At 30.9% G+C, this 605-nt stretch carries 1 protein-coding gene; it reads left to right on the top strand.

Features of this window, described 5'->3' with window-relative positions:
* A partial coding sequence (locus V7137_RS27855; RefSeq protein WP_335701067.1) for a dihydrofolate reductase family protein occupies window positions 1-424 on the top strand: 424 nt, incomplete at its 5' end.
* Between the last annotated feature and the right edge of the window lie 181 nt (window positions 425-605).

Below are 605 nucleotides of genomic sequence, written 5' to 3'. Positions count from 1 at the left end.
AATCTTATATGGAAGAAAAAGCTACGATTTATGGGGACAATTTACTCCTGAAAATGAAAATACTGATATTGAAAAAGAAATTTGGGAATTAGTTCATCGTAAAGAAAAATATGTGTTTTCCAGAACGCAAAAAGGGACCGATCATAAAGTAATATTCATAAATGATGATATTCTTGAAGAAGTAAATAAATTAAAGAATAAGCCTGGTAAAGACATCTGGCTATATGGCGGGGCAAGTCTTATTACATCTTTTATCAATTTAGGGCTTGTTGATGAATTTAGATTATCTGTTCACCCTGTTATTCTTGGAGAAGGAAAACCGTTATTTATTGATATAAAACAAAGGTTGAATTTAAAAGTGGTTAATACAAGAACGTTCTCCTCTGGCGTTGTGCAACTAATCTATCATTTGAATGGGAATTAATAATAGTTCATATTCCAAAGATAAAATGCAATAAATATCATTAGGAAATACTCGAAGTAATTGTCAAATCTTCAACTAACATGTGCTTGAGTTCAATATATAAGACTGCTACGGCAGCCATTTTTTCTTCTTCAACTAAAGACGCAGGTTAGCTGAACAAGAAATGATATAATATGGTATT

The sequence above is a fragment of the Neobacillus drentensis genome (assembly GCF_036962765.1).
GTDB lineage: Bacteria > Bacillota > Bacilli > Bacillales > Cytobacillaceae > Neobacillus > Neobacillus drentensis_C.
This window is presented reverse-complemented; position numbering and strand designations above follow the sequence as displayed.